This window comes from Flavobacterium fragile (assembly GCF_023634865.1).
Lineage (GTDB): Bacteria > Bacteroidota > Bacteroidia > Flavobacteriales > Flavobacteriaceae > Flavobacterium > Flavobacterium fragile.
The window spans coordinates 344,093-369,107 of sequence record NZ_JAMLJN010000001.1; the positions used below are offsets into that span (position 1 = coordinate 344,093).

The 25,015-nt window shown below is 34.7% G+C and carries 19 protein-coding genes; 9 read left to right on the plus strand and 10 right to left on the minus strand.

From position 1 onward, the window contains the following. Positions 1–2 precede the first annotated feature (2 nt). Complete coding sequence (locus tag NAT47_RS01640) at positions 3–1,148, plus strand: peptidogalycan biosysnthesis protein (RefSeq protein ID WP_250579694.1); 1,146 nt, start codon at positions 3–5, stop codon at positions 1,146–1,148. Between the two features lie 28 nt (positions 1,149–1,176). On the opposite strand, the gene NAT47_RS01645 is transcribed toward NAT47_RS01640, so the two are convergent. From NAT47_RS01645 to NAT47_RS01670, 6 genes are all read right to left on the minus strand, one after another. Further along, the gene (locus tag NAT47_RS01645) at positions 1,177–1,485 is read right to left on the minus strand and encodes a rhodanese-like domain-containing protein (protein ID WP_250579695.1); all 309 of its coding nucleotides are present in this window, start codon (positions 1,483–1,485) and stop codon (positions 1,177–1,179) included. A gap of 67 nt (positions 1,486–1,552) precedes the next feature. Then, positions 1,553–3,310: an aromatic amino acid hydroxylase gene (locus tag NAT47_RS01650; protein WP_250579696.1), complete on the minus strand. Its 1,758-nt coding sequence runs from the start codon at positions 3,308–3,310 to the stop codon at positions 1,553–1,555. A gap of 134 nt (positions 3,311–3,444) precedes the next feature. Next, positions 3,445–7,395, minus strand: coding sequence for a T9SS type B sorting domain-containing protein (locus NAT47_RS01655; protein WP_250579697.1), 3,951 nt, complete (start codon positions 7,393–7,395; stop codon positions 3,445–3,447). Between the two features lie 123 nt (positions 7,396–7,518). Beyond that, positions 7,519–8,034: a DUF4136 domain-containing protein gene (locus NAT47_RS01660; protein WP_250579698.1), complete on the minus strand. Its 516-nt coding sequence runs from the start codon at positions 8,032–8,034 to the stop codon at positions 7,519–7,521. A 51-nt stretch (positions 8,035–8,085) separates the two neighbouring features. Then, positions 8,086–10,071, minus strand: coding sequence for a urocanate hydratase (locus NAT47_RS01665; RefSeq protein WP_250579700.1), 1,986 nt, complete (start codon positions 10,069–10,071; stop codon positions 8,086–8,088). Between the two features lie 59 nt (positions 10,072–10,130). Beyond that, positions 10,131–10,307 (minus strand): DUF5522 domain-containing protein, encoded by a 177-nt coding sequence (locus NAT47_RS01670; RefSeq protein WP_250579701.1) that lies wholly within the window; start codon positions 10,305–10,307, stop codon positions 10,131–10,133. A 28-nt stretch (positions 10,308–10,335) separates the two neighbouring features. On the opposite strand from NAT47_RS01670, the gene NAT47_RS01675 reads away from it, so the two are divergent. The 5 genes from NAT47_RS01675 (at position 10,336) to hemL (ending at position 15,648) form a co-directional block, all read left to right on the plus strand. Next, positions 10,336–10,665 carry a hypothetical protein gene (locus NAT47_RS01675; RefSeq protein WP_250579702.1) on the plus strand — a complete coding sequence of 110 codons (330 nt, stop codon included), beginning with the start codon at positions 10,336–10,338 and terminating at the stop codon, positions 10,663–10,665. A 126-nt stretch (positions 10,666–10,791) separates the two neighbouring features. Continuing rightward, a complete protein-coding gene (locus tag NAT47_RS01680; protein WP_250579703.1) occupies positions 10,792–12,588 on the plus strand; it encodes a T9SS type A sorting domain-containing protein in 1,797 nt (598 codons plus the stop codon). Positions 12,589–12,627: 39 nt separating this feature from the next. Next, positions 12,628–13,539: a 1-aminocyclopropane-1-carboxylate deaminase/D-cysteine desulfhydrase gene (locus NAT47_RS01685; protein WP_250579705.1), complete on the plus strand. Its 912-nt coding sequence runs from the start codon at positions 12,628–12,630 to the stop codon at positions 13,537–13,539. Further along, positions 13,526–14,362, plus strand: coding sequence for a glucosaminidase domain-containing protein (locus NAT47_RS01690; RefSeq protein ID WP_250579707.1), 837 nt, complete (start codon positions 13,526–13,528; stop codon positions 14,360–14,362). The genes NAT47_RS01685 and NAT47_RS01690 overlap by 14 nt, the downstream gene beginning before the upstream one ends. Beyond that, positions 14,362–15,648: a glutamate-1-semialdehyde 2,1-aminomutase gene (gene hemL, locus NAT47_RS01695; protein ID WP_250579709.1), complete on the plus strand. Its 1,287-nt coding sequence runs from the start codon at positions 14,362–14,364 to the stop codon at positions 15,646–15,648. The genes NAT47_RS01690 and hemL overlap by 1 nt, the downstream gene beginning before the upstream one ends. Positions 15,649–15,680: 32 nt before the next feature. On the opposite strand, the gene NAT47_RS01700 is transcribed toward hemL, so the two are convergent. The 3 genes from NAT47_RS01700 to lysS all read right to left on the minus strand — a co-directional run bounded on the left by NAT47_RS01700 (position 15,681) and on the right by lysS (position 18,303). Next, complete coding sequence (locus NAT47_RS01700) at positions 15,681–16,004, minus strand: hypothetical protein (protein ID WP_250579711.1); 324 nt, start codon at positions 16,002–16,004, stop codon at positions 15,681–15,683. An 82-nt stretch (positions 16,005–16,086) separates the two neighbouring features. After that, positions 16,087–16,503: a periplasmic heavy metal sensor gene (locus NAT47_RS01705; protein ID WP_250579712.1), complete on the minus strand. Its 417-nt coding sequence runs from the start codon at positions 16,501–16,503 to the stop codon at positions 16,087–16,089. A 102-nt stretch (positions 16,504–16,605) separates the two neighbouring features. After that, positions 16,606–18,303 carry a lysine--tRNA ligase gene (lysS, locus tag NAT47_RS01710; protein ID WP_250579714.1) on the minus strand — a complete coding sequence of 566 codons (1,698 nt, stop codon included), beginning with the start codon at positions 18,301–18,303 and terminating at the stop codon, positions 16,606–16,608. A gap of 259 nt (positions 18,304–18,562) precedes the next feature. On the opposite strand from lysS, the gene lipB reads away from it, so the two are divergent. Then, positions 18,563–19,267, plus strand: a complete 705-nt coding sequence (gene lipB / locus NAT47_RS01715; protein ID WP_250579716.1) for a lipoyl(octanoyl) transferase LipB — start codon at positions 18,563–18,565, stop codon at positions 19,265–19,267. Positions 19,268–19,351: 84 nt separating this feature from the next. On the opposite strand, the gene NAT47_RS01720 is transcribed toward lipB, so the two are convergent. Beyond that, positions 19,352–20,011 carry a ribonuclease HII gene (locus tag NAT47_RS01720; protein WP_250579959.1) on the minus strand — a complete coding sequence of 220 codons (660 nt, stop codon included), beginning with the start codon at positions 20,009–20,011 and terminating at the stop codon, positions 19,352–19,354. 198 nt (positions 20,012–20,209) lie between these two features. Between NAT47_RS01720 and NAT47_RS01725 the strand changes: the two genes are divergently transcribed. Continuing rightward, the gene (locus NAT47_RS01725; RefSeq protein WP_250579718.1) at positions 20,210–23,488 is read left to right on the plus strand and encodes a SusC/RagA family TonB-linked outer membrane protein; all 3,279 of its coding nucleotides are present in this window, start codon (positions 20,210–20,212) and stop codon (positions 23,486–23,488) included. Positions 23,489–23,499: 11 nt separating this feature from the next. Continuing rightward, complete coding sequence (locus NAT47_RS01730) at positions 23,500–25,002, plus strand: RagB/SusD family nutrient uptake outer membrane protein (protein ID WP_250579719.1); 1,503 nt, start codon at positions 23,500–23,502, stop codon at positions 25,000–25,002. The last annotated feature ends 13 nt before the right edge of the window (positions 25,003–25,015 follow it).

Sequence of the window (25,015 nt, forward strand, 5' to 3'; positions counted from 1 at the left end):
CTTTGGACAAGATTTCATTTAAAATATATAATTCGGTTAAGGAATTACCTGAACTTTGGGACATCGTGGCTCAGAGTAATGTATTTCTTCAAACTCCTTATTTGACGGTTTTGGAAAAATCAGCTCCGGTGAATATGGAGTGTTTTTATATTGGAATTTTTGAAAATTTAGAATTGATTGGTGTTTCTTTGGCGCAATATCTAGATTTGAATAAATTGGAATCCTTTGGTGAACGCGATAAATGTTTGAAAACGGCAATTCGTAATTTTATTTTTAAAAATTTTGCTTCTCATACTTTGTTTCTTGGAAATAACATGATTACAGGTCAAAATGGGTATGTTTTTTCTAAGGAAATCGACTTCAATCATATAAGTGAAATTCTTTTGCAAAGCGCCAATGAAATAACACTGTACTTCAAGAAAAAAGGAATTTCAATTCATCTGGTTTCGTTTAAAGATTTTTATAATCATTGTTCTGTAGAGTTGAAAAAGTATCGTTTTTCGAATATGTACGAATTCAATACACAACCGAATATGATTTTCTATTTGGATAAAAATTGGAAATCACTAGACGATTATGTCGCAGCACTTTCCAAAAAATACCGCGATCAATTCAAAAGAGCTCGTAAAAAAATCGATGGTATTCAAGTGAAAAATCTTTCTTACGAAGAAGTACTTAAAAATGAAGAGAAGATATATGATTTGTATCATTATGTAGCCAAAAATGCACCTTTCAATACGTTTTTCTTATCTAAAAATCATTTTTCAACCTTAAAAGGTCAATGTGGAAATCGATTCCAGATTTTTGGTTATTTTCTAAATGATGAACTAGTCGGATTTCATACATTACTGCTAAATGATGAAACTCTTGAAACCTATTTCTTAGGGTATAACGAACACATTCAGAAAGAAAATATGTTATACTTGAATATGTTGTACAACATGACCGAATTTGGTATTATGAACGGATTTAAACGTATCATTTTTGGGAGAACGGCTCTGGAAATTAAAAGTTCTATTGGAGCAATACCAATTCAAATGTCGGGTTTCATTTATCACAACAATAAATTAATTAACCGATTTATTGGTGAAATCTTCAGAAATTTAGAGCCAGAATTGCATTGGCAACAACGTCATCCTTTCAAATAAAAAGTCCCGATTCAATCGGGACTTTCTATTATAATTTACTTTCTAAACTTTGCCAACCACCACCGTTGATGCAATCAATTCCGTGTTGTTTTAAAATGGAAGTCGCTTGAGCGCTTCGCATTCCTGAACGGCAACAAGCGATAATCGGTTTGTTCCATTTTTTAATGGTTTCAATATTTCCGTTTAATACTTGTAAGGCAATATTTTTTGAACCTTTGATGTGGCCCTCTCTATATTCTTCTGGAGTTCTTACATCTAAGATAATAGCGCCTTTTTGAACGTATTCCTGAACATCATTCGTTTTATTTCCTAATCCTAAAAAATTTAAAATTCCCATAATTGTTTCTTTTTTTGACAAAGATAAAGCGGATTGAAAATCTTTTCAGTAACAAAAGTTACTTTGATTAAGCGTTAGCTTTCTCAAAAATCAATTCCAATCCATTATCCACTAAGTGCACAATTTCTGGACGATTACTTTTAACTTTCTCTAAGTGATTCAATACTTTGTCTACTAAATCTGAGTTCCCTTCTTTTTTTGCCAATTCTACAATCTCAACAGATAACAACCAATCATTAGGATGCCCAGCAGAAACTGAAGCAAAGGCCTCTTTTAAAGTGGTAGTAGCAGTTTTTCCTTCTCTAATGTTACGTACACTTAAATAAAGTCTTTCTAATTCTTCTCGTTCGGCCGTTTTTTTCTGTTTAATCGTTTGTGAAGATGGAACGTGATTAATCATATCAAAACTATTCACGTCAGCCGGTCCCGAAAAAGCAGAAATTACTTGTTGGCCCACAGCCATATCATAAATACCCCAATCTGGTTGGAAAAGAACCGTGTCATTGTGGGTAACGGTGCAGTTTTTGAATTTAATCAAAAGGATTTCTCCCTGTAAATTGCGAGTCCCAGTAATAATTTCACCAACAACTTTAATGTTGCCTTCAAATTCTAAAGTCACTTGTTCGCCTTCATAAATGTCATAAGCACGCAAATCTCTCGGACTCATCTCTTCAATCGCTAAATTGATGCCTTTTAGTTTTCCAATTGGTGAACCAAAACCTTCAGGATGAGAGGATGTTCCGTGACCTACTAATTCTTTTTCTCTGTAGGAAAGTGCTGTTTTTCCTGTAGTTTGAACATAAACGGGTTTTCCCTCATGCTCAATAACATTTGTAAATACTCCTGAAATCTGAAGCCCTGTGCTCAATTCGATGGTTCCTAATGCTTTAGAATAAATCAATTTTTGAATTCCTGATAATCCTCCAGTGCGTAATGCCATTTTATTAGCAAATTCTTCTAATACTTCGCTCAATTTCGCAAAATCTGGAGTAACATAAAGTTGAGGTTGCGGTTTGGTAATATCAAAACTTTGATCAGCTGCCGAAATATCATAAGGAATTTTCTTCACATTATCCGTCATACACCAAGCGCTTTCTCCAATAGAAGAAAGTAATCCAGCGCCGTAAATTTTTGGGTTATCAACCGTTCCAATTAATCCGTATTCTACTGTCCACCAATGTAAATTTCTAATGCGCGACATTTCCGATAATTCACCCATGTTATTCTGTAAGAAATCCACTTGCTCTTCCGCTTTTTTAATTTCTTCTGCTGGTGTGTCTTCCGCTTCTTTTAAAATAGAAAGCAAACGAATTGCTTCATACAATTCATAATCACGTGCCGACGATATGGCTTTACAACCAATTTCACCAAAACGTCTCAAATATTCAGCATATTCCGGATTCGCAATGATAGGAGCGTGTCCAGCACCTTCATGAATGATATCGGGAGCCGGAGTATATTCAATATGTTCTAATTGACGAATATCACAAGCAATAACCAAAACATTATACGCTTGAAATTCCATAAAGGCATTCGGCGGAATAAATCCATCAACGGCAACTGCAGCCCAACCGATTTCTTTTAAAATTCGGTTCATGCCATACATGTTGGGAATATTGTCGATTTCCAAACCTGTTTTTTGTAAGCCTTCTAAGTACGAATTATGAGCAACTTTTGAAAGATAAGCTACATTTTTACGCATAACATAGCGCCACACGGCTTGGTTAATAGGCGTGTAGTCTTCATAGACTTGTGGTTTGATGAATTGTTTTAAATGTGGTGGTAATCTGTCAATCAACGGATTGCTTTCAAAATGCGTTTCCATAATTATTTTTCGAGTATTGGTTGTAAAAATACGTTTTTTTAATAAATCATGAAAATTACATCTTTGATAATTTGAGTAGACGATTTTTAAGAAATTTTAAATAAAAAAGGCACTTTACAGTGCCTTTAGAGAAATTATCGCTTCAAAGAGAAATGGGCTTTGAATTGTTTTGGATTGCCGTTTTCTGTGTAGTCTACTGTAAACCAATAATCAGTTGAGGGCAGTTGTTGTTGATTGTAAGTTCCGTCCCAACTTTCTTCACCTTGTAATTGTTTTATTAATTTACCGTAACGATCAAAGATATTGATTTTGTCTGTAGCTTGTAATCCTGCAATGAACCAAGTATCATTATAACCATCGCCATTAGGTGTAAAATATTGAGGATATTCAATTACATAAACTTCATAAGTTAAATAGGTACAACCTTGAGTGTCCACAGCAGTAATAGTATGTAGGCCTGAACTTACATTGGTAAATACATTAGAAGATTGAAGCGCTCCATTATCTAATTGATATTCTAAAACGCCAGTTCCACCCGTAACGGTTACCAATAATGTAGCATTTCCGCTAAAATAATTACTTTGTTCAACAGTAATTCCATCTGATGGCGTCGAAGAGGTTATGGTAGCGGTTACTATCTCTGAACTACAGTTGGTGCTTCTAACAGTTGCCATTACACCATAGGTTCCCACCTCGTCAGCCGTAAAAGTTGCCGTATTTGAATTTGGTATAGGATTGTTATTAAAATACCATATAAAGTCATGTGTAGCACTACTTAAACCAGAGTCTAAAACAAAAGTTTGGAAGGGGTTTCCAGTAGCATCCACACAAATAACACCATCGGTTAAAACGGGTTCAGGTATTGGATTCACGTTGATTCGTACCACAATTGTTTCTCCATCACAACCCGATAGAGAAGGTGTGATATAGTAGTCTACATATCCAGCTGCATTTCCTGTTGTAGTTAATGTTTGAGCAATTAAAAGATCGGTACCAGTATAGGTTCCATCCATTGCACCATCAACTCCCATGGGTTGTACTACCCAATTAATAACGGTGTTTGGCTCAAAAGTAGAAACCGTGATAGCGGTACTTTGGTTACTACACAAAACAGGTTGATTGGAGTTAGTAAATATTGAAGGTTTTGGATTAACCGTTACGGTTACCAATTCAGGATTTCCAGGACAACCGTTTAAAATAGGAGTCACTTGATAGGTTACACTTCCTGAGGATAATCCAGTGGTAGTAAGGGTTTGAATAATTTCATTTCCAGAACCATTGGTAGCTCCTGTTACACCAGCTGCATTCAAAACAATCCAATTGAATTGGGTTCCAGAAATTGAGCTTGTAAAAGAAATAGCCGTAGTTGCTCCAGAGCATATAGGCAAGTTATTATGAACAATGTTAACGTTTGGAATTGGGCTAACTAAAATTTGTACTTGAGTAGCAGGTCCCACACATCCATTAGCTTCTGCAAAAATGGTGTAGGTAAGGGCTACTGTTGTTGTAGTATTGGGTGAAACATCTAAAGTTTGGTTAATACTATTGCCAGACCCTCCTGATGCTCCTGTAATATTCGCCCCTGTCACAGTCCATGAAAATACCGCATTAGGGACATTACTAGAAAGTGAAATAGAAGTTGTTCCACCTGAACAAAACGAAGACATAGCGCTTGAGGCAATTACTACAGGAACAGGATAGATAGTCACGGTCAATTGAGTGGATACCGCGCATTGGCCATTATCTGGAGTAAAGGTGTAGGTAGTTGTTGTCGTATTATTAAAAGCGGGTGACCAAGTTCCTGTAATTCCTTCCAAAGAAGTGTTTGGTAAAGGCGATACAGTCGAACCGGTACACATGGGAAGTATAGGGTTAAAATTTGGAGTTGTACCAGAAGTTAAGGTAACACCTCCATTTAAAGTCACGTTTCCACACCCACCAACAGTAGTAATGGAATAAGAAAAATCTCCAGCAGCAGTTCCACTAATCGTTACAGTATTTCCAGAAGTGGTAGCTGTTACACCAGTTGGTAAACCTGTTACAGTTGCGCCAGTAGCTCCTCCTCCAAAAGTATATTGAATAGAGGCAATCGCATTCCCCGAACAAACAGTTTGCGTATTATTGGCAGAATCTAAGACTAAAGTTGCATTTGATGAAACGGTAATACTTCCATTTAAAGTCACGTTTCCACAACCACCAACAGTAGTAATGGAATAAGAAAAATCTCCAGTAGCAGTTCCACTAATCGTTACAGTATTTCCAGAAGTGGTAGCTGTTACACCAGTGGGTAAACCTGTTACAGTTGCGCCAGTAGCTCCTCCTCCAAAAGTATATTGAATAGGGGCAATCGCATTCCCCGAACAAATAGTTTGCGTATTATTGGCAGAATCTAAGACTAAAGTTGCATTTGATGAAACGGTAATACTTCCATTTAAAGTCACACTTCCACACCCACCAACAGTAGTTATGGTATAAGAAAAATCTCCAGCAGCAGTTCCACTAATCGTTACAGTATTTCCAGAAGTGGTTGTGGTAACACCAGTGGGTAAACCGGTTACATTCACCCCAGTAGCTCCTCCTCCAAAAGTATATTGAATGGGGGCAATCGCATTCCCCGAACAAATAGTTTGCGTATTATTGCCAGAATCTAAGACTAAAGTTGCATTTGATGAAACGGTAATACTTCCATTTAAAGTAACACTTCCACACCCACCAACAGTAGTTATGGAATAAGAAAAATCTCCAGTAGCAGTTCCACTAATCGTTACAGTATTTCCAGAAGTGGTAGCTGTTACGCCAGTTGGTAAACCTGTTACAGTTGCGCCAGTAGCTCCTCCTCCAAAAGTATATTGAATAGGGGTAATCGCATTCCCCGAACAAACAGTTTGCGTATTATTGGCAGAATCTAAGACTAAAGTTGCATTTGATGAAACGGTAATACTTCCATTTAAAGTAACGCTTCCACACCCACCAACAGTAGTAATGGAATAAGAAAAATCTCCAGTAGCAGTTCCACTAATCGTTACAGTATTTCCAGAAGTGGTAGCTGTTACACCAGTGGGTAAACCAGTTACATTCACCCCAGTAGCTCCTCCTCCAAAAGTATATTGAATAGGGGTAATCGCATTCCCCGAACAAACAGTTTGCGTGTTATTGGCAGAGTCAAGAGTTAAGGTGCTGCCTGAAATATTTATAATTATTTGATCAGATAGGGTAGCGCCACATGTATTGGTAGCAGTTAAAGTTAAAGTAATCGTGCTGCCAGATAAAGCAGAGGTAGGGACAGTGTATGAAGTCGAAAGAGTGTTAGTATTCGAAAAACTACCTGTAGTTGCTGACCAAGAAACACTAGTTTGTCCTTGCGCACTTCCTGTTAAATTAATGGTTTGTCCAGGACATGCTGTTACAGGAGAAGTTCCTGCCTCAACTGTGAAAGGAGCTATAGGAGCAATACAACCGTTGTTGATATAACTAGGTGTTCCTGATGGTGTAAAGTTTACAGTAGCTCCATTTTCTGTACCAATATTCCCAGAAGTATCTACAAGATTTGATCTTTCATAGGTTACACTATCGGAACAACCACTTCCAAAAGAAACGCTTAAGGTTCTAGTTCCAGGAATAGGATTATAGTTAGCAAAATGACCTCCAGTTCTTGAGGGATTGTTCTGAAAAATCATGTAGATTGTGGAGGCAAGGGAACTGAAAGAATTCAAATTGACATCAAGATTTTGACTTGTGACAAGAATTACAGTTGCATTTGCGGGTAAAATCCCTCCAGGTGGTTCTAAAATTAAACCACACCCGCCAGAAGCAGTTATATAGGCATTTAACTGTGTAACTTTAGCAGCTGTTGTAGCATTCTGAACGACACCTAGCCATATTTGTGCGGGAAAAGTAACTGTTAAATTGCTTGTGTTTAGAGGAGCAGGTCCAATTTTCATTCGAAACATTTCGTTTAATCCTTCATCTGCTCCATTATCGCAAGCATCTACAAGAATACTTTCGATCTGAAAACACTGAGAATAAGTTTTGTTTGATAGTAGTAACAAACCGATAGATAGGGCAAAAATCTTTAAAAAATTCATTCTTTAAAAGAAGCTTCATTTGAAAAGCAGCGGCAAATTTACAAAATCAAACGGCTTTAATATTAAGTCATAATTAATTATTAAAAAAAAAAGGTGTAAATTCTAATTTACACCTTTTTAAATTTATTTTTGAGGAGGATATTGCTCTAAAATTTTGGAAACAAATTCTTTAATTCGAGCATCTTTTTTTTCTGTGTTATTAGTTAAATAACCACTTCCTTCTCCTTGCCAGACTAATTCTTTTGTTTTAGCATCGATAATGTCAATAAAAAGGGTGCCTTCTGGAGTGGTAGTTACATTAGTGTAACCAATGCCCCAATAAGGATTCCAACCCCAACCAAAACCGTAATTTTGATAAATATCTACGCGCTCTCTTTCTTTCGTAAAAATACTAATCAAAACATCTGGATTTTCTGATTTTGAAAAACCTTTAGAGGCCATCACTTCATCAATCGAATATAAAATCCTTTTTTTGTCTAAATCTGAAATTTCAACCTTGTCTATACCGTTTTTTAGAAAAGCATAGGTGGTGTAACTATTGAAATTGGCTTTTTTATCATAGTCTGCATTGACTCTTACTGAACTACAAGAAGCAAGAGTAGCTATGAATACTATTGAAAGTAATTTTAATGTTTTCATAATATATAGTTTTAATGAATTCGATGTATATACGAATCATTTGATTTTTGATTACAGTAATGATTCGTCTACTATGTTAGGGATGGTAACTTTTAATAAAGGTTGCGTCTCCATGGCTCTTTTTATAGCAAAAATAGCACCTTCATTTCTTGCCCAACTCCTTCTTGAAATTCCGTTGTTGACATCCCAGAAAAGCATTGACTCTAAGCGTCTTGATGCTTCTTTAGTTCCATCAAGAACCATACCAAATCCACCGTTTATTACTTCGCCCCAGCCTACGCCACCTCCGTTGTGGATAGAAACCCAAGTAGCACCACGGAAACTATCACCAATCACATTGTGAATTGCCATATCAGCAGTAAATCTAGAGCCATCATAAATATTTGAGGTTTCTCTGTATGGAGAATCGGTTCCAGAAACATCATGATGGTCGCGACCTAAAATAACATAACCAATTTCTCCACGAGCAATCGCTTGATTGAAGGCTTCTGCAATTTTAATTCGGCCTTCAGCATCGGCGTAAAGTATTCTGGCTTGAGAACCAACCACTAATTTGTTTTCTTGCGCACCTTTAATCCACTGAATATTATCGGCCATTTGTTGTTGAATTTCCTCTGGTGAGTTTTTCATCATTTCTTCTAAAACATCGCAAGCAATTTTGTCGGTTTTCGCTAAATCTTCTGGATTACCTGAAGCACAAACCCATCGGAATGGTCCAAATCCATAATCAAAACACATCGGTCCCATAATGTCTTGCACATAACTCGGATATTTAAATTCTCTACCTAATGTTGGATGATCACTCATAACATCAGCTCCAGCTCTTGAAGATTCTAATAAAAAGGCATTTCCATAATCAAAGAAATAAGTGCCTTTTGCTGTGTGTTTGTTGATGGCTGCAGCATGTCGACGAAGTGTTTTTCTAACTTCTTCCTTAAAGCGCTCTGGTTCGTTAGCCATCATTTCATTTGACTCTTCAAAAGTAAAACCGATAGGATAATAACCACCCGCCCAAGGATTGTGTAACGATGTTTGATCGGAACCCAAATCAATAAGTAAATTTTCTTGATCGAAACGCTCCCATACATCCACTATGTTGCCTAAGTAAGCAATAGAAACTACTTCTTGGTTTTCTAACGCTTTTTTAACTCTTGGAACTAATTCGTCAATGGTATTAATGATTTCATTTATCCATCCTTGTTCATGACGGATTTTAGTGATTTTTGGATTGACTTCAGCACAAACGGTAACACAGCCCGCAATATTTCCAGCTTTTGGCTGAGCACCACTCATTCCTCCCAATCCAGAAGTTACAAATAATCCTCCTTTAGGTGATTTTTTAATTTTTCTAAAACCATTTAAAACCGTAATGGTAGTTCCGTGAACAATACCTTGTGGACCAATGTACATGTAACTTCCTGCAGTCATTTGTCCGTATTGCGAAACACCTAGGGCATTCATTTTTTCCCAATCGTCGGGTTTGGAGTAATTCGGGATAACCATACCGTTGGTAACGACCACTCTTGGTGCTTCTTTATGAGAAGGAAACAATCCCATGGGATGACCAGAATACATCACTAATGTTTGCTCGTCTGTCATTTCGGCCAAATATTTCATAGTGAGGCGATACTGTGCCCAATTTTGAAAAACAGCACCATTTCCACCATACGTAATTAATTCATGTGGATGTTGTGCAACAGCATAATCTAAGTTATTTTGAATCATCAGCATTATCGCTTTCGCTTGTTCACTTTTTCCAGGATATTCTGAGATAGGACGTGCATACATTTTATATTCAGGACGCAAACGATACATGTAAATTCTACCATAGGTTTCCAATTCTTCCTTGAATTCTGGAATTAAAGTTGCATGATGTTCTGGATCAAAATAACGTAAGGCATTTTTTAAGGCTAATTTTTTTTCTTCTTCTGAAAGAATTTCTTTTCGTTTTGGAGCGTGATTAATATCAACTTCAAATGGTTTTGGATTTGGTAAAACCGATGGAATTCCCTCTAATATTTGTTCTTGAAATGTCATTTTTTTTATATATTGTACTATTGTATTTTTTTTAACTAGGTACTGTTACTAAATACGGATTACTTTTTTAAAGTTCCTGTTTTTTTGTCAAAGCCATAAGGGCAATGACGACAACCGCTTTTACAACAATACCCTCTTTTTAAATGGTATTTTTCCGTAAAGCACTTGTAGCCTTCAGGGGTGTAATAGAAATCTTCGCCTTCTTTTAAATTATTTGGATTTAAATCATGATTCATAAAGGCAAATTTAGCAACTTTGTATGAAATGATAGTTATAGTTTTTAAATATTTAGTTCCCAAGGGTTTTCGGGGTCTAACCCTTTTTCCTTTTGTCTTTTTATTAAATAAAAAAGATAAAACCAATGCTGTTTTATTAAATCATGAGAGAATTCATATCAAACAACAGCTGGAATTATTGGTAGTTTTCTTTTTTGTGTGGTACGGTCTGGAGTTTGTTTTTCGCCTAATTCAATTTCGAGACAAAGCTAAGGCTTACCAAAATATTTCTTTTGAACGTGAGGCGTATCAATTTGAGCAAGATTTAGATTATGTGAATAAGCGTAATTTATTTTCTTTTTTTTCTTTTGTCATTTGATTTAATAAAAGATATAAATCTTAAGACTAGCTTAAAATGATGTTTTTCTCAATTAATAGTAACAAATTAACTGTTTTTTTTAAACGAAATTGATTATATTTGATAATCAACTTTATACACACTCTCATGAAAAGAAGTTTATTGTTTATTTTAAGCTGTCTAAGTTTTACATCCATATTCTCTCAATTGTATGTGAGTCAAAATAGTTATGTCTTCGTAAACAATCAATTTGTATTTGTAACCCAGGACGTAAATTTACAAACAAATGGTGATTTTTATTTGAGAAATAATTCTCAACTTTTACAAGGAACATCAGGAACAAGTACAAACAAAGGAGGAGGTAAGTTGTCTGTTTTTCAAGAAGGAACAGTAAATAATTACCAGTATAACTATTGGTGTTCGCCTGTAGGAAACGCCTCTGCAACACCAGGTAATGAATCATTTGGAATTACAATGCTTCACCAACCTACAGGACTTCGAACGAGCACTCCAGCAATTATTTTACCGCAAAGCAATCGCAACGGAGTTGCAAACCCTTTATCCATAGCGCCCAACTGGATTTGGAAGTTTATCCAATCTAATGCTTATGCTCAATGGATATTTGTGGGAAGCACAACTAACATTAATCCAGGAGAAGGTTTTACAATGAAAGGTACTGCAGGTACAGATTCAACGATAGCTCAACTAGAGGAAAACATCCAAAACAATCCTGGTAGTAAACAACGTTATGATTTTAGAGGTAAACCAAATGATGGTGACATAAGTGTGCCTATTGCTGATGGAAATCTAACACTAGTTGGTAATCCATATCCAAGTGCAGTTGATTTAAATGCGTATCTTATGGATGCTTCTAATGCAAGTGTAATTGATGGTCCTGCTTATTTTTGGGAGCAAGCTGAGGTTAATTCTCATTATATTTCGCAATATGAAGGAGGGTATGGGGTTTATACGCCTGTTACAAATGTTTACACACGAGCTGTATTTCTTCATTATAATTCTTCAGGAACTCCAGGTGTTCCTACTGGCGTAATTGGAACAGATATCAAAAGAAGATATGCGCCTGTTGGACAGGGTTTCATGGTTAGAGGTAAGGCTAATGGAGTTATAACAATGAAAAATTCCTTTAGAAGATACGTCAAAGAAGGAGCTTCCAATAACTCTGAATTTGCTAGAAACAACTTTAATTCTTCAAGAAATAATGTTGCTTCGAATGAAGTTGAAACTGAAGACTTATCTATTTCTTATTTAAGAATAAATGCTCTTTTCAATGATAGTAGTGTTAGACCCACCACTTTAACTTTTTTTGATACAGCTACTGATGGAGTTGATTACGGAGCAGATGCTATTTCTTCTTCTGGTATAGTTGAGGATTTTTATTTTGTAATTCCAGACGATCCTCACGAATATGTTGTTGCTGCTGTAAGATTCGATGTAAATAAAAGGATTCCAGTAGCTTTTAGATGTAACGCAACGACAAATTTTAAACTTCAAGTAAAAGAGTCGTTTAATTTTGACCCCAATCAAAATGTTTACCTTCTAGATAAATCAACAGGTATTTTTTATGATATTAAAAATAATTATTTTGATATAACTTTACCTGCTTCTAACGATAGAAATAGATTCGAAATAACGTTTACAAATACAATCTTAAGTAATCCAACGGAAGTGCTAGGGGATGTGTTTACCATCATTCAAGAGAACAGTATTAATAGTTTAAAGATTTACAATCCAGAATCTAAAGATATTGTAAACTTTGAATTGTATGATATAACAGGTAAATTGGTTTTGAAAAAACAAAATATGGGTAAGGCTACTCAATATGAATTTTCTACATCTGCTTATAGTAATGGTTTGTATGTAGTTAAATTAGATACTCGAGATAATCTAAAACTCATCAAAAAAATAATTATCGAAAATAAATAAAGTATTTTTAAATTTGGGCAGCTTTATAGCTGCTTTTTTATGGAATCTACCAACCAAAAAATAAATATCAATCTTAAGAATAATATTGAACTTTTTATCAAAAGAGAAGATTTTTTGCATCCAATAATATCAGGTAATAAATACAGAAAGTTAAAATACAATTTAGAGCAAGCAAACAAGTTGAATTATAATACTTTGCTGACGTTTGGAGGTGCTTTCTCAAATCATATTTTAGCGGTTGCAGGTGCTGGAATAGAATATGGTTTTCAAACAATTGGAGTTATAAGAGGTGAAGAATTAGAGAATAAAATCACCGAAAATCCTACCTTGTTAAAAGCTTATGAATTAGGAATGAAATTTTATTTTATAAGTCGAACTCTTTATCGAGATAAAGAAAACAAAGCGTTAATTGAACAGCTTAAAGAAAAGTTTGGTGATTTTTATTTGATTCCTGAAGGAGGCACAAATGAACTTGCGATTAAAGGATGTGAGGAAATTTTAACAGCATCAGATAAGTCCTATTTTACACATGTAGTAGGGGCAGTAGGAACAGGGGGAACAATTTCTGGAATCATTAACTCTTCAACAGAAAAACAACAAATAATTGGATTTTCTTCATTAAAAGGTGCTTTTTTGTCTGATGTTATTCGTAATTTTGTAAATAAAACCAATTGGACGGTAAACGATCATTATCATTTCGGTGGTTATGGTAAAATAAATGAAGCATTAGTATCGTTTCTTAATTCTTTCTATCAAGAAACTAAAATCCCGTTAGACCCAGTTTACACTGGAAAAATGGTATTTGGTGTGATGGATTTAATCAATCAAGATTATTTTTTACCAAATTCTAAAATTTTAATGATTCATACCGGAGGTTTACAAGGAATTAAAGGCATGAATTTTGCTCTAAAAAATAAAAATAAAGAATTAATTCAATATGATGAAAATTAGGATTATTGTTTTTTTATTAGCGCTTTCGGTAGTGAGTTGTACGAGTTCAAAATCTATTGTAAGAACTTCTGGAAAACATAAAGAGGTGCAAAAAAAGCAACCTGTAGTTCAAACAAATAAAACAAATACTAATTCGAAAACACCATCTATAGTAAGCCTGGAGGCAACTTCAAATGTTAAGACATATGCTGAGGAAATTCAATTATACATTGAAAATTTTAAAGAAATTGCCAAAAACAACATGAAATCTCATGGGATTCCAGCCAGTATAACTTTAGCACAAGGAATTTTAGAATCGGGAGCGGGTAAAGGTAAATTGGCTCAATCTGCTAACAATCATTTTGGAATAAAATGCCATACAGGATGGCAAGGTGATAGTGTGCGTCATGACGACGATGCAGAACAAGAATGTTTTAGAAAATACGAGCATCCCGCTGAGTCATATCGTGATCATTCATTATTTTTAACTTCTCGACCTCGTTATTCCAATTTGTTCAAATTAGACAGAGGCGATTATGAGTCTTGGGCTAAAGGGTTAAAAGCAGCAGGGTACGCTACCGATGTTAAATATCCGGATAAGTTAATTGGACTAATTGAGCGTTTTGAACTGTATAAATATGATAATGAAGTGTTGAGCCGAAACTTCATGCCTACGAAAAAAGAGGTTGTTTTAGCTCAAGGTAGTGATTACTATACCATTCAACAAGGGGATACTTTGTATTCTCTATCTAAAAGATTCAATCTTACAGTTGAAGACTTAAAAAAGTTAAATAATATGTCAGATAATGCCATTTCTATAGGGCAACAAATCAAAATAAAGTAATGTTATATAAAAGAAGTAGTGAATTATTTGTTGAGGCAAATAAGGTAATTCCAGGGGGGGTTAATTCACCCGTGAGAGCATTTAAAGGAGTAGGAGGTACTCCTATTTTTGTGAAAGAAGCGAAAGGTGCCTATTTATATGATGAAGATGGAAATCGTTTAATCGATTATATCAATTCTTGGGGACCTATGATCCTAGGTCACGCCTACGAGCCTGTGGTAAATGCAGTAGTTGAAAAAGCAAAAAAAGGAACTTCTTTTGGTATGCCTACAGAATTGGAAACTCAAATTGCTCAGTTAGCAGTTTCTATGGTTCCTAATATTGATAAAATCCGTTTTGTAAATTCGGGTACAGAAGCTTGTATGAGCGCCATTCGTTTGGCTAGAGGATTTACTAAACGAGATAAAATCATTAAATTTTCAGGATGCTACCACGGTCATTCGGATTCGTTTTTAATTGCCGCAGGAAGTGGTTTAAGTACGTTTGGTGTGCCAAATTCTCCTGGCGTAACTGAAGGTACAGCTAAAGATACTTTGTTGGCTGCTTACAATGATATTGATAATGTTAAGGCTCTTTTTGAAGCAAATAAAGGACAAATAGCGGCCGTTATTATTGAGCCAGTAGCAGGAAATATGGGTTGTATTCCTCCTGTAAAAGGTTTTTTAGGAGCATTAAGACAGCTGTGTACCGAAAATGAAACATTATTAATTTTTGATGAGGTGATGACGGGCTTCAGATTGGCCAAAGGGGGGGCTCAAGAATTATATGGTATTCAGGCCGATATTGTGTGTTTTGGAAAAGTAATTGGTGGAGGTCTTCCTGTGGGCGCTTTTGCTGCAAGAGAAGAAATTATGAATTATTTAGCACCAATTGGACCAGTTTATCAAGCAGGTACTTTGTCTGGAAATCCATTAGCAATGGCGGCAGGACTTGAAATGCTTAAAGCTTTGAACGCTGATAATGAAATCTTTACACGATTAGATGAAAAGACAGCCTACTTAGAGAAAGGAATTCATAGAGTTTTAACCGAAGCTAATGTTGTGTTTACAAAGAATAGAGTAGGTTCTATGATCTCGGTTCATTTTGATGCAAATCCAGTCTATGATTTTGCAACAGCTAAAAATGGAGATAATGATACCTTCAAAAAATTCTTCCACGGTTTGTTAAAACGCGGGGTGTATATAGCCCCTTCGGCATATGAAACTTGGTTTATAACCGATGCCTTAACCTATGAAGATTTGGATTTTACAATTCAGGCTGTAGGAGAAACAGCAAAAGAGTTATAAAAAAAAAGTCCCGAATAATTCGGGACTTTTTTTTATATTTTAGTTACTTTATTAAAAACACTTGAGTTCTTTTCTAACAATACCATTTCAGATTGACTTAAAAGTGATTTAATTTCTTTTCTAATTCTTAATCTCAATTCATTTTTGCCTTCTTCATTAAGGTTTAATTGAGTTAAAGATTTATGTTTGTGAAGCAAAATATCATAGACTTTAGCAGTCTTTTCACCATCTAGTTGTAAAGATTGAGATAATTCAATACTTTCCGATTTAGCTTTTTCTTCAATGTTTTTATCTTGTGCAAATACTGAAGTCGTAAAAGCAAAGAATAAAATAAATAAAGTAAATAATTTTTTCATTTTGAAATTTTTATATTTTTCTGTTTCAAAACTAAATTAAATTTATTAATAAAACAAAAAAAACATAAGGAATTAATTTTTGTTATTCTTGAATTTCTGCTTTTCTTTTCATTTTAGCTACTTTTTCTTTTCGCTCATTTTGTTTTGCTTCCCATTTTTTCATTTGTTCAGGAGTTAAAACTTTTTTCAGTTTAGCTTTTAATTCAATTTGATCATCTAATCTTTCGATTTGTTTCTCATAACGCTCATCAGCAGATAAACTTTCGCCTTTTTCTCGTTTGGCTTTCATTTCAGTTTTTAAAGCTTCCCTTTTTTTCGCTTGGTCCAAAATAATAGCTTTAACTTCTTTTTGCTGATTGCTATTTAAGTCTAAATCAAAAGTTAATCTTTTAGTTTGGAGCTCTGCAAGTTGGTCAGGACTCATTTCGCCACCTTTTCTGTTTTGTGCAAAAGTTAAGCTACTTAAGATAAGTGCTACAAATAAGATAAGTTTTTTCATAATGTATAGATTTTTATGTTTTCTTGTATATAAGACTTTGTAAATATAAAAAAGTTTAATTGAAGCAGATAAAAAAATGGAACTCATTTGAGTTCCATTTTTTTATTTCCCTAAATATTCGGCAATTTTGTGTTCGCCATCAACTACTACTCGTATCAAGCCATTTTTGCTTAACGCTTTGCTAGCAGCATCCCATTTTTTTCCGCTTAATTCCGATTTTATTTTTAAATCTCCAATCGAAATACCTTCGTTAGCTTTCAAAATTTCAATAATGTGTTTTTCATCCTCTGTTAATTCTGGGCCTTTTTTCTCTGGTCGCATTTGTGGGAAGAATAACACTTCTTGTATCGATGGATTATTCGTTAAGAACATAATCAAACGATCCATTCCAATTCCTAAGCCAGAGGTTGGAGGCATTCCATATTCTAAAGCTCTTAAGAAATCTTCGTCGATAATTCCATTGGCTTCATCATCTCCTTTTTCGGCTAAAGCCATCTGAACTTCAAAACGCTCTCTTTGGTCTATAGGATCGTTAAGCTCTGAATAGGCATTTGCGATTTCTTTTCCACAAACCATCAATTCAAAACGCTCAGTTAATTCAGGATTATCTCGGTGCGATTTACACAAAGGCGACATTTCTTTTGGATAATCCGTAATGAAAGTTGGTTGGATGAAGTTGCCTTCACATTTCTCACCAAAAATTTCATCAATCAATTTTCCTTTACCCATGGTGTCGTTCACTTCGATTCCCATAGATTTTGCTGCTTCGCGCAATTCTTCTTCTGATTTTCCAGTAATATCAAAGCCTGTGAATTGTTTGATAGCATCGGTCATCGTAACTCTAGCATAAGGCGCTTTAAAATCTACTTCGTGTTCTCCAAAAGTAGCTTTTGTAGTTCCATTTACTTGTAAAGCACAATATTCTAATAAATTTTCAGTCATTTCCATCATCCAGTTGTAGTCTTTATAAGCTACATAAATTTCCATAGCAGTAAATTCTGGATTGTGCGTTCTGTCCATTCCTTCGTTACGGAAGTTTTTCGAAAATTCGTAAACACCATCAAAACCACCAACGATTAATCTTTTTAAATACAATTCGTTAGCAATTCGCATGTACAAAGGAATATCCAAACTATTATGGTGTGTAATAAACGGACGCGCAGCCGCTCCCCCAGGGATCGATTGTAAAACGGGTGTTTCCACTTCCATATAGCCTGCTTCGTTGAAAAACGTTCTCATAGCGTTGAACAATTTTGTTCTTTTAATGAAAACTTCTTTCACTTGCGGATTTACAACTAAATCTACATAACGCATACGGTAACGCAATTCGGGATCGGTAAAGGCATCATACACTTTTCCAGTTTCATCTGTTTTTGGTAATGGAAGCGGTTTTAAAGTTTTACTTAATATTTTAAAATCGGTTACATTGACACATTGAGCACCAACTTTCGTAGTAAATAACTCACCTTCAATACCTATAAAATCGCCTAAATCAGTTAATTTTCTAAAAACTTGGTTGTAAAGTGTTTTGTCCTCGCCAGTACAAATAACATCTCTATTAAAATACAACTGCATTCTGCCTTCACTATCTTGTAATTCAGCAAAAGCCGCTTTTCCTTGATCGCGAACACTCATTAAACGACCTGCCAAAATAACCTTTTTGCCTTCTTCAAAATTTTCCTTTACTTGCTTCGAAGTGTGATTAACAGGAAATAAATCCGCTGGATATGGGTTAATACCTAATTCGCGTAACGCGTTTAGTTTGTCTCTTCTAATGATTTCTTGTTCCGAAAGTTGCATAGTATTGTGTTTAAGCGTGCAAATGTAACTATAAATTAAAAAACTGCCAACTTTCACCTGAACGCTGGATAATTTTTTTATGAGCGAATGGTTCGGGCTTTTTTTGGTTTCCATGTTCCTGCCATACGTTATATCTTTTTTATTTGTTGCCTGAGGTTCTCGAAGGCAACAAATAAAAAAGGATGTTACTCCTGTCAGGGCTAATTAGTAAACTATTCGTATCTTTGCGAAACTTTTTCAAAACACAATTTCGTTTGCTATGAATAAAAAAGTCCAACTTCAAGATTTAGGGAATAAAGATTATAAAGATACATGGGATTATCAAGAAGCATTATTCAAAGAAATTGTAGACATCAAAGTGCAAAATAGGAGAGAGGAAACTTCGATTCCAACACCAAATTATTTTTTATATGTGGAGCATCCTCATGTGTATACGTTAGGAAAAAGCGGTGATATCTCAAATTTATTACTTTCAGAAAGACAATTAGAAGCTAAAGGAGCAACCTTTTACAAAATAAATAGAGGAGGAGACATCACTTACCACGGACCAGGACAAATCGTCGGTTATCCCATTTTAGATTTAGAAAACTTTTTTACCGATATTCATAAGTACTTACGCTTTTTAGAAGAAGCTATCATTCTAACACTAGCTGAATACGGCTTACAAGCAACTCGCAGCGAAGGAGAAACCGGAGTTTGGTTCGATGTAGGAACGCCATTCGCAAGAAAAATTTGCGCTATGGGAGTTCGTGCTTCTCGTTGGGTAACCATGCACGGCTTCGCCCTAAACGTCAACGCCGATTTAGGCTACTTCGACAACATCATCCCATGTGGAATCAAGGGAAAAGCGGTAACTTCCATGCATGTAGAGTTAAAGAGAGCAGTTGATGAAGAGGAAGTAAAAGGAAAAATTCTAAAAAATTTTCAACATCTATTCGAAGCTGAAATAATAGAGATTAAGTAGGGATACTTAATAGATACTTAATAGATACTCCATACAAACCTTAGGGTTGTAGTACCCTTGCTAAATTAAATAGTTGTAAATAATTTACAAATCGAGACTTAGTTGTTCAGGTAATAGTCTAAAACTCATACGATGGTATTTGCATGGACCATACTTTTTAATTGCCTCTCTGTGATCCTTTGTTGGGTAACCCTTATTCTTATTCCAATTATACATTGGAAATTCTTCGTGTATGCTATCCATGTATTCATCTCGATAAGTTTTAGCTAAAACAGAAGCCGCTGCAATACTTAAATATTTAGCATCTCCTTTGATAATGCTAGTATTAGGGATTGATTTTAAGAGTGCTATCTCTTCTTGAGTAAAAATCTTTCCTATTTTTTGTTTCATACCTAATTTATTGTTCAAAGGTCTATTTCCATCTACTATTATATAATTAGGAATGGGGTTGAGTTTTAAAATGCATTCTTGCATGGCTTTCATTGAGGCGTTAAGAATGTTTATTTCGTCTATTTCACCTGGATGAATATGAGTAACTGCAAAGGATGTGGCTAGTTTTTCGATTTCAGGTTTTAAACTGAATCGTATTTTTTCAGTTAATTGTTTAGAATCGTTAAGTAAAGCGATTTCAATATTGGGTGGGAAGATAATTGCTCCTGCTGTTACAGGGCCAGCAATACATCCTCTACCTGCTTCGTCGGTTCCACATTCCAATATTAAATTACTGTAATTTTTAGTTAGCATCCTTTTTTTTGACAAAAATATAATTTTTGACGCAACCTTTTTGTATTATTCTCATCATTTACATGTTATTGTTTCGCAAAATGTTTTTTTAAATTGAAAACTTTAACAAAAATAAATTAGTAATATTCCGAAGTATTATTTGTTTATTTAAGAAATAATTAAGAAGTTTGCGAAATAACTAACTCAAATAAATTTAATATGAGATCGAAGTTCAAATGGATTTTTACGCTTTTAGTGGCGTTAACAATGCAGTTTTCGTTCGCGCAAGAGAAAACTGTTTCTGGGGTTGTTTCTGATGAATTAGGCCCAATCGCAGGTGCTAACGTTGTTGTAGAAGGTACAACTCGTGGTACAGCAACAGATTTTGATGGGAAATATTCTATCAAAGTAAAACAAGGTGATGTTTTAGTAATTTCTTACACAAGTAAGAAAACTGCTAAGGTTAAAATTGCTGCTTCAAATTCTTACAATGTTACATTGGAAGATGATATTGCTCAATTAGCCGAGGTAGAAGTAATTGGTGTAGGTTATACTAAAACAACAAAAGAAGCTTTTACAGGAACGGCTACAACGGTTGCTAAAGAAAATTTAGAAGCTAAAACAGTTTCTAACGTTTCTCAAGCCTTGAGAGGTGAAATCGCAGGGGTTAATGTTATTACTGGTTCTGGTGCTCCAGGTAGTGATGCTACAATCCGTATTCGTGGTTTTGGTTCTGTTAATGGTAACCAAGCTCCTTTGTATGTAGTAGATGGTGCTCCTTACAGTAGTGATATTAGTGCGATTAATCCTGCTGATATCGAAACTATGACGGTTTTAAAAGATGCAGCTGCTACTTCTATTTATGGTTCTAGAGGTGCTAATGGTGTAATCTTAATCACAACTAAACAAGGTAAAGTTGGTAAATCTGTAATCTCTGTTGATTTCAAAACGAGTGTTAACTCTTTAATGTTGCCAAACTACGATGTTATTGATTCTCCAGAAGAATATATTGAAACTGCTTGGAGTTCTCTTAAGACTAAGGGTGCATTATTGGGTTATTTAGATCCAGTAGCTTATGCAAATTCAAATTTATATGGTAGTACTTCAGAAGCTATCAACCCAGTGTATAACATCTGGAATGTTGATGGGTCTCAACTTATTGATCCTTCAACTGGAAAAGTTGCTAGTGGTGTTAGTAGAAGATTTACTCCTACAAAATGGTCTGATGCTGCTTTTGGTACAGGTTACAGATCTGAAGCTAATGTTCAATTTAGTGGAGGAAATGACAAAACTAGATACAGTACATCTTTTGGTTATTTAGATGATCAAGGGTATGCTATTAAATCTAATTATAAGCGTTACTCTGCAAGACTTAATTTAGAGCACAAACCAAAAGATTGGTTAAGAGTGGGTGGTAATATGGCTTACACTGGTGCTAGATATACTAACTCTTCAAGTGATGAAGGTAGTTCAGGTTCTTCAGGAAATATTTTTGCTTTAACAAATACTACTCCTGCTATTTATGATGTTTATTTAAGAGATCCAAATGGTAACTTAGTTGCTGACCCAATTTTTGGTGGTAACAGATACGATTATGGTGCTGAGTATGATCCAGATGGAGACGGTCCTCTTGCTCCTTTATCTTATGGAAGAAGAGCTTGGAATGCTACTAATGGTATTGCTGATGCTAAATATGACTTGTCTCAAACGGATGCAACTACTTTATTAGGTAACTTTAATTTTGGTATCGATATTACAAAAGATTTAACTTTTGAAACTCGTTACAGTGGTCAATATCAACAATTTGATGGTTCAAGTAGAAATAATCCATTTTATGGTGGATGGGCTGAGGCTTTTGGTTATTTAGGTAAAACTGTAAGTTCAACTGTAAATCAAAACTTCTTACAGTTGTTACGTTTCAACAAATCTTTTAACAATCATAACTTAGAGTTATTCGTGGCGCATGAGTCTACTGAAAATACTTATAAACAATTTTCTGCAGCTGCAACTAAAGTTATAATTCCTAACTCTTTAGATTTAGATCAGTATACAACTCCTTATGGTAGAGCTAACTCTTTTTCTCAAAGATGGACTTTAGATAGTTACTTCAGTCAATTAAATTATAACTTGAGTCAAAAATATTATTTAACGGCTTCTGTTAGAAGAGATGGTTCTTCTCGTTTCATTAACAATAAATGGGGTACTTTTGGTTCAGCTGGTTTAGGTTGGATTATTTCTAAAGAAGATTTTATGTCTAACTTAAGCTTTATTGATTTCTTGAAATTGAAAGCAAGTTATGGTGTAATCGGGGATCAAGGTGTTAGTTTACAATATGGTTGGCAAATTTCTTCAATTGAGCAAACTCCAAATGGTGATTATGCATTTACTGAAAGTTCTACCCTTGCAAATCCTGATTTAACTTGGGAAACTTCAAAAGTTGCTCAATTTGGTTTTGAATCAACTTTATTTGATGGAACTTTAGATGTAAATGTAGATTACTATGTAAAAAATACTGATAATTTATTCTTCACACAAACTTTACCTCCATTTACAGGATATACCAACATGCAAATTAATGATGGTCAATTACGTAATAGTGGTTTAGAATTTGATGTAGCTGCTCACATTTTAAAAGCTAAATCTGCGAATGAATTAAAATTAACTGTTGGATTAAATGGTGAAATTTTGAAAAATAAGATTACAGAAATGCCAACTGATGTTATTTCCGGTCAGAAAAAAGTGTTAGATGGTAGATTGTCTGAAGGTCATTCATTGTACGATTGGTATATGCGTGAGTGGGCTGGTGTTGATCCTGCTACAGGAGCTGCTATGTGGAATTTATATTACAATGACATCAATGATAATGGTGTTTTTGATAATGCTGATGCTCCTATTGGAAGTATGACAATTTACATGAGTCAGAATCCTGATGCTAACGTTAAGAAAACTACTACTACTAGTTATTCTCAAGCTACTCAAAAATATACTGGTAAGTCAGCTATTCCAGATGTAAGAGGTTCTTTCAGACTTAATGCAGCTTACAAAAACTTTGATTTAACAGCTCAGTTTGGTTATAGTATCGGTGGTTATGTTTATGATAACGGATATGCACAGTTAATGGATAATAGTAGCTTAATTGGTTCTGATAACTGGCACAGAGATATTCACAATGCTTGGAAACAGTATGGTGATGTAACGAATGTTCCAAGATTATCTTCAGGTTTTGCATCTGACGTAAATGCGAACTCAACTTCTTCTCGTTTCTTAACTAAAGCTGATTATTTATCACTTAATAACGTTAGAATTGGTTACAATATTCCAGCTGCATTCTTGACTAAAATGAATTTATCTAAATTAAATTTATATGTATCAGGTGATAATTTATTAATGTTTTCAAGAAGAGATGGTTTGAATCCACAAACATTAATTAGTTCTTCTAACTCTGGTATTTATGTTCCAATGACTACTATTAGTTTTGGTACTAAAATTGAATTCTAAAAAAAAAATATATGAAAAGAAGTTTAATTTACTTATTAGTAGCTTCATCAATCCTTTCGATTGGGTGTAGCGAAGATTTCTTAGATCCAGTAAGAAATACAGGTGTGATAACAAGTGAGGATATTGCCAATAATCTTGATTTAAATCCAGCACTTTTGGAAGGTTCCTTAAATGGTATCGGAAGTTTACTAATTACTCCTGGTGGAGTTGCTGGTACTGGTAGACACTATGATTTAGGTCAAAAAGGTGTTGATATCTGGTTAGATATGTTATCTGGAGATGTTGCTTTATCAGCTAACTCTTATGGTTGGTATGAAAACACTGCCAACTTAGTTTCTACTGTAGATTTTTCTCGTGAGGAAAATAGTATTATTTGGCGTTATTATTATAAAGTTATTGCATTATCAAATAACGTTATTAATTCTGTTGGTGGTAATGATGCTGTTCCAACTACTACAAACGGTAGACATATTTTAGGTCAAGCAAAAGCTTACAGAGCATATGCATATTTTTATTTGGCACAAATTTTCCAAAGATCATATGATCCTAGTATGCCAATTTTACCATATACAGATGGTGATATTAATAATATTTCTTTTGCTAAAGTTCCTGCTTCTCAAATTTATGATTTGATCTTAAGTGATTTAAATGATGCAATCACTTTGTTAGATGATTTTACTCCAGATAGCAAACAAAAAGTTAACAAATATATTGCTAAGGGATTATTAGCTTACACTCATGCGGCAATGGGTAATTACCCAGACGCAAAGGTAGTTGCTGATGAAATTATCAATTCAGGAGCTTATCCTTTAACTACAAGAGGTCAATTAGCGTTCCCTGGTGCAGGTGCTGGTTTCAATGATGTAGCTACTCCTTCTTGGATGTGGGCTTATGATATCACAACTGAAATGGGTCACCAATTAGTTAACTGGTGGGGACAAATGGATTATTTTACTTACAGTTATCAGTGGGCTGGTGATAGAAAAACTATCGATACTGGATTGTTAGCTTTAATTCCTTCAAACGATATCAGAAGAACTCAATTCGGTACATCAGGTACTACTAACCGTATGCCAATCAATAAGTTCTTTGCTCCTGCTAGAACAATTGGTGGTCAGCAAATTATTACGACGGATTATTTATTCATGCGTGTTGATGAGTTTTATTTGTTGAGTGCTGAAGCTGCAGCTAAATCTAATAATGAGCCTGCTGCTAAAGCTAGACTTAAGGAATTTCTTGCTGCTCGTTTAGCTTCTCCTGCTGATGTTGATGCTTATGTAGATCCATTAACTGGTAATGCTCTAAAAGAAGCTATCTATCGTCAAACTAGAATTGAATTCTGGGGTGAAGGTAAGAGTTATTTAGCTATGAAACGTAATGGTGCTACAGTATCAAGAGGTACTAACCATGTATTCCGTGCTGGTCAATCATTCTTATTCGATTCAGATGAGATGTCATTCCAAATTCCACAGTTAGAATTGGATAACAATCCACAAATTACAGGTCAAAACTAATTTAAAATAAGAA

Bases quoted from the DNA above. Each gene is read 5' to 3' on its own strand.
- NAT47_RS01645 (WP_250579695.1), bottom strand. From the start codon at position 1,485: ATGGGAATTTTAAATTTTTTAGGATTAGGAAATAAAACGAATGATGTT.
- NAT47_RS01650 (WP_250579696.1), bottom strand. From the start codon at position 3,310: ATGGAAACGCATTTTGAAAGCAATCCGTTGATTGACAGATTACCACCA.
- NAT47_RS01655 (WP_250579697.1), bottom strand. From the start codon at position 7,395: ATGAATTTTTTAAAGATTTTTGCCCTATCTATCGGTTTGTTACTACTA.
- NAT47_RS01660 (WP_250579698.1), bottom strand. From the start codon at position 8,034: ATGAAAACATTAAAATTACTTTCAATAGTATTCATAGCTACTCTTGCT.
- NAT47_RS01665 (WP_250579700.1), bottom strand. From the start codon at position 10,071: ATGACATTTCAAGAACAAATATTAGAGGGAATTCCATCGGTTTTACCA.
- NAT47_RS01670 (WP_250579701.1), bottom strand. From the start codon at position 10,307: ATGAATCATGATTTAAATCCAAATAATTTAAAAGAAGGCGAAGATTTC.
- NAT47_RS01675 (WP_250579702.1), top strand. From the start codon at position 10,336: ATGATAGTTATAGTTTTTAAATATTTAGTTCCCAAGGGTTTTCGGGGT.
- NAT47_RS01680 (WP_250579703.1), top strand. From the start codon at position 10,792: ATGAAAAGAAGTTTATTGTTTATTTTAAGCTGTCTAAGTTTTACATCC.
- NAT47_RS01685 (WP_250579705.1), top strand. From the start codon at position 12,628: ATGGAATCTACCAACCAAAAAATAAATATCAATCTTAAGAATAATATT.
- NAT47_RS01690 (WP_250579707.1), top strand. From the start codon at position 13,526: ATGATGAAAATTAGGATTATTGTTTTTTTATTAGCGCTTTCGGTAGTG.
- hemL (WP_250579709.1), top strand. From the start codon at position 14,362: ATGTTATATAAAAGAAGTAGTGAATTATTTGTTGAGGCAAATAAGGTA.
- NAT47_RS01700 (WP_250579711.1), bottom strand. From the start codon at position 16,004: ATGAAAAAATTATTTACTTTATTTATTTTATTCTTTGCTTTTACGACT.
- NAT47_RS01705 (WP_250579712.1), bottom strand. From the start codon at position 16,503: ATGAAAAAACTTATCTTATTTGTAGCACTTATCTTAAGTAGCTTAACT.
- lysS (WP_250579714.1), bottom strand. From the start codon at position 18,303: ATGCAACTTTCGGAACAAGAAATCATTAGAAGAGACAAACTAAACGCG.
- lipB (WP_250579716.1), top strand. From the start codon at position 18,563: ATGAATAAAAAAGTCCAACTTCAAGATTTAGGGAATAAAGATTATAAA.
- NAT47_RS01720 (WP_250579959.1), bottom strand. From the start codon at position 20,011: ATGCTAACTAAAAATTACAGTAATTTAATATTGGAATGTGGAACCGAC.
- NAT47_RS01725 (WP_250579718.1), top strand. From the start codon at position 20,210: ATGAGATCGAAGTTCAAATGGATTTTTACGCTTTTAGTGGCGTTAACA.
- NAT47_RS01730 (WP_250579719.1), top strand. From the start codon at position 23,500: ATGAAAAGAAGTTTAATTTACTTATTAGTAGCTTCATCAATCCTTTCG.